This is a genomic window from Falsigemmobacter intermedius, from assembly GCF_004054105.1.
Classification (GTDB): domain Bacteria; phylum Pseudomonadota; class Alphaproteobacteria; order Rhodobacterales; family Rhodobacteraceae; genus Wagnerdoeblera; species Wagnerdoeblera intermedia.
This window is the reverse complement of record NZ_SBLC01000094.1, coordinates 1-3,888: the sequence shown is the minus strand read 5'-3', so window position 1 is coordinate 3,888 and position 3,888 is coordinate 1. Positions and strand designations below refer to the sequence as shown.

Sequence of the window (3,888 nt, the reverse complement as noted above, 5' to 3'; positions counted from 1 at the left end):
CGGATAAATCTTGTGTTCCGGATGCTTCTTGCTGGTCTTTGGCGCCTGATAGATCGGCACCAGACGCATCAATCGCATCAGCCGGCGGACCCGATGTCGCCCACATTTATGACCTTGGCGCTGCATGTGACGAGCCATCTGCCGGGACCCATACCACGGCGTTTCAAGGAACTGGCGATCGATGATGTCCATGAAGGTCAGGTTCTCGGCGCTTTCGCCGCGGGGCTGTTATAGAGGCCTGACCGCGCCAGAGACAGCAGGCTGCATTGCCGCCGGACGCTCAGGTCGGGATGATCCTGTTTCACCGCTTTTTGCCTCCAGTCCCGAGAATGAGACTGGAGGCTGCCGACAAAAAATCCCGCTCAATGACGAGCTGGCCAATCTTCGCGTGCAGCTTCTCGACTTCACCCGCAGAGATCTGCGGCTCGGCGGATGACGCCCCGCCAAAGGCTGCGGCCATGTTCTCGATCGCGGTCCGCTTCCAGCCGCTAATCATTGTCGGATGGATGTCGTATTTCCTGGCCAACTCGGCCGTCGTCAGTTCCTCGCGGATCGCTTCAAGAGCCACCTTCGCCTTGAACTCTGCAGAATAGCGCTTGCGTTTCGTCATTTCGGACCGGTTCCTCCTCAGGCGCTAAAGCTTAGCTCCTGGTCCGAATTCGTGCGACCACCTCTAGATGAGCAGGGTGGCTACACTAGGGCCATTCTTCTCGATATCGGTCGCTCCCAGCAGATGCACATTCCGCTCGGTCCCATCCGTCATGCGAACACGGACCACCGTCTGCATCAGGCTCAGGATGGCTTCCGTGACCCGATCGTTGGAGGTGTGGTTACCGCGCAGCTCCGTGAAAGGAATGCTGAACTCCTGACCATCAGAAGCCATGTCAGGACCGAAGGCATTGGCGAGAAGCTGGTTGTAAATGCGACGGGCCGTGAGAGTGATCTTGTCGCCGCCCCGCACTTCGATGAGCTCGGCTGGCTTAATCACCTCACCGCGGCGCTGAAACGCTGAGAGTGTACCGCTATCGTGACTTTTTGGGCGAGGTTGACCGCTCATATTGTGACCTGACAAATCTTTCCGGTCACAATAAGGATTATGGAGGGCAGTTCAAACCTTTATCGCCTGAGACACATAAAAGGTACCCGGATACGGGAGCTAACCTCGCCCAAAAAGTCATGTTACCTCGCCCCAAAAGTCACCTGACCTCGCCCGAAAAGTCACGATACCTCGCCCAATAGGTCACAGTAGATGTGTTTTAAGTAAGTAAGTTCAATTGGTTACCTTTGGTAAAAAAGAAGAATCTTTAAGAAAGACAAGAACGGTCGCAACCTCGCCCAAAAAGTCATGATAGGCGATCAACCTAAATGAGGCTGCCTCCGTTCATGAAGGTAAGGGACAGGCACATATTCAAGTCACCACGGTCCGCCCCAGGGCAGACCAGTGTGTGGGAGGATCGCAGATGTGTGGACGCTTCGTAGACCCAAACCTGCTCGGAACCGAGTTCGAGCTGCGCGAGATTAAAATCACGCCGATCAGCCAGCGCTTTAACGTTAAGCCCACACAAGACATCTACATCGACCACCGAGGTGAAATCCTCACGGCTCGCTGGGGGCTGATACCCTTCTGGCATAAAGGTGAGCTGAAAGACTGGAAAGCCAATACCATCAATGCACGCATTGAGGAGGTCGAAGAAAAGGCAACCTTTCGCTCTGTCTGGAAATCCGGGCGCTGTCTGATCCCTGTCGGCGGTTACTACGAATGGACCGGTGAGAAAGGCTCTAGGACGTGTTGACAAAAGGGATTCACATCAGGCTTTGATCATGTTTCAAGCTGGCATCTGCGATGGAGGCCAGTTTGGCACGAGCCCTTATGTCGGACGAGGAATGGGCGTTCTTTGAGCGCTTCATCTTCGCTGTCCGCGCCCCGAACGGGCGCAAACCCACCAACCACCGCCTCGTTCTTGATGGAATTTTCTGGATTGCCCGAACCGGGGCGCCATGGCGCGATCTTCCCGGGGAGTTCGGCAAATGGTCGAGCGTCTATCGGCAATTCCGGCGCTGGACGTTGGCAGGGCTCTGGGAGGACATCATGGAGGCCCTGAACCAGAGCGGATCCGTGCCAAGTGCCCTGCAGATGATCGACAGCACCGTGATCCGCGCCCACCATCAGGCAGCGGGCGCTAAAGGGGGACTCCGCGACAGGGTTTCGGCCGTTCTCGAGGTGGCTTTACGACCAAGATCCACCTCCTCGTCAATGCACACGGGCTTCCCATGAGGACAGAGATTACGCCAGGCCAGACGTCAGACTATCTCGGCTTCGATCTGGTGATGGCGGATAATCTGCCCCGCCCGAGTGTGCTGCTCGCGGATCGCGGCTACGATGCAGACAAGATCAGAGACGGCATGGAGGGGCGCAACGTCCTGCCCGTGATACCGATGCGCAAGTCTCGCAAGAAGCGGATTGGTGTCGATCGCTCCCTGTATCGCCTGCGTAATCTGGTCGAACGCTGCTTCAACAAACTCAAAAACGCCAGGCGTGTCGCGACCCGCTACGACAAAACCGCGGAAAGCTTCCTCGGCTTCATTGACATCACGTCGATCCGTCTCTGGATACGCCATTTGTCAACATGACCTAGGAAGAGGAGGTCTCACGGGGCCGATTTACGCGAACGGTAAACGGATCAGGGAATTCCTTCAGATAGTTTAAGAGTTTGCCCCGCAGCGCAAAGAACCTCAAAACCATTTTCCAGTACCTTTTCCCTCCGTAAAGGAGGGAAGGCTTTTCAGGCGGCGCATACAGAGTTTCAGGGAAATGGCGGCTTAGAAACGATTCATAATTCAATACAAATCGTGCAGCGCAAAGACCATCCCGGTCCATCCAAGGCTTATACCAACCAATAAAATGATTTAGGCGGACGCCACACCAGTCCCCAAAAAGCTGATATTTGATCGGCCACTGCCAGTTCCAGACCGGCGAAAGTTCAACCCAATTTCCATCTACTGCTAAGTTTAGCAGAGACTGATCATGGTGACGCACCCATTCGGGGTGCCTGCTTGCTATTTCCAAAGCTTTATTAAGGACACCATCTGCCTGGTATCGTGCCACATCAATCAGCAAAAGGCCGCTGTTGAAATAGCGCCGGCCTTTGCGCCCTGCGCGTCGAAATTCCTCCACATCACGATGGGGGCGATACCATTGCTGCACGTCGCGCACCGCTGCAATTGCGCATCCCTGCATATCCGTATCCATCAGACGTGAGAATCCACCTCCATCCGCAAACATGTCGGAATCCAAGTAAAGGATGCGATCATAAATGCCGGCGAGAGCTTCAGCAGCCCACAGCCGCAGGTAGGCGGAGCGTGCGAGATGCGTGATCTTCTGCTTCCCGTATGCCTCACTCTCCAAGGGAGGAAGCACCTTGATCTTGAGCCCATCAAACGCGGAAGGAATCGTCAGAGGACTATCCGACATTAACACAAAGTCAAATTCGCGCTCCGGTTCATGATAGTCGATCTGGCGCATCAAAAAGAGCGCGAACGGAAGATATGGCTGATCCACGCAAAGCACCAATGCCTTACGAAATCGGCTCATAGAGATCTTACTGGTCAATTAATATACTCAGTTTGGCTGGCGCGCAGGTACGTCAGGATCAATTTAGGGGTGCACGTCCTGATCACAACGTCAATCACTCATTGGTATGAAAGAGCAACGGCTCATTTCCCATTCAAAAGCAATTACGCGGATCGCCCCGTGTGGCTCGCAGCCAGATCGGCCAGACCTCAACCGATGCCGCCAGCTCATCGTACTGACGGGATCTGAATTTCTTAGGTCATGTTGACAAAAGGGATTCACACCGAGCCTGGATCGTGATTCAAGCTGGTATCTGC

6 protein-coding genes are annotated in these 3,888 nt (G+C 54.7%); 2 read left to right on the top strand and 4 right to left on the bottom strand.

The features are described 5' to 3' along the window. The 3 genes from EP867_RS19030 to EP867_RS19020 all read right to left on the bottom strand — a co-directional run. Positions 1-192 (bottom strand): IS3 family transposase (locus EP867_RS19030; RefSeq protein WP_164888964.1); only part of this gene is annotated, 192 nt, incomplete at its 3' end. A 109-nt stretch (positions 193-301) separates the two neighbouring features. Further along, positions 302-610 carry a transposase gene (locus EP867_RS19025; RefSeq protein WP_128491013.1) on the bottom strand — a complete coding sequence of 103 codons (309 nt, stop codon included), beginning with the start codon at positions 608-610 and terminating at the stop codon, positions 302-304. A gap of 63 nt (positions 611-673) precedes the next feature. After that, positions 674-1,057: a replication initiation protein gene (locus EP867_RS19020; protein ID WP_128491012.1), complete on the bottom strand. Its 384-nt coding sequence runs from the start codon at positions 1,055-1,057 to the stop codon at positions 674-676. 403 nt (positions 1,058-1,460) lie between these two features. Here EP867_RS19020 and EP867_RS19015 point away from each other — a divergent pair, with 403 nt between their 5' ends. Both EP867_RS19015 and EP867_RS19010 read left to right on the top strand, forming a co-directional pair. Beyond that, positions 1,461-1,793, top strand: coding sequence for an SOS response-associated peptidase (locus tag EP867_RS19015; protein ID WP_128491011.1), 333 nt, complete (start codon positions 1,461-1,463; stop codon positions 1,791-1,793). 50 nt (positions 1,794-1,843) lie between these two features. Beyond that, positions 1,844-2,631 (top strand): IS5 family transposase gene (locus EP867_RS19010; protein ID WP_128491010.1). Its coding sequence is split into 2 segments (ribosomal slippage): positions 1,844-2,183 and positions 2,183-2,631, totalling 789 coding nucleotides; the frame shifts between segments, so codons are not numbered across the junction. A gap of 1 nt (position 2,632) precedes the next feature. Here the strand turns inward: EP867_RS19010 and EP867_RS19005 are convergent. Further along, on the bottom strand, positions 2,633-3,592 hold the full coding sequence (locus EP867_RS19005) for a glycosyltransferase family 8 protein (protein WP_128491009.1): 960 nt from the start codon (positions 3,590-3,592) through the stop codon (positions 2,633-2,635). Positions 3,593-3,888 lie beyond the last annotated feature (296 nt).

Coding starts and splice junctions, on each gene's coding strand:
- EP867_RS19025 (WP_128491013.1), bottom strand. CDS start 610: ATGACGAAACGCAAGCGCTATTCTGCAGAGTTCAAGGCGAAGGTGGCT.
- EP867_RS19020 (WP_128491012.1), bottom strand. CDS start 1,057: ATGAGCGGTCAACCTCGCCCAAAAAGTCACGATAGCGGTACACTCTCA.
- EP867_RS19015 (WP_128491011.1), top strand. CDS start 1,461: ATGTGTGGACGCTTCGTAGACCCAAACCTGCTCGGAACCGAGTTCGAG.
- EP867_RS19005 (WP_128491009.1), bottom strand. CDS start 3,592: ATGAGCCGATTTCGTAAGGCATTGGTGCTTTGCGTGGATCAGCCATAT.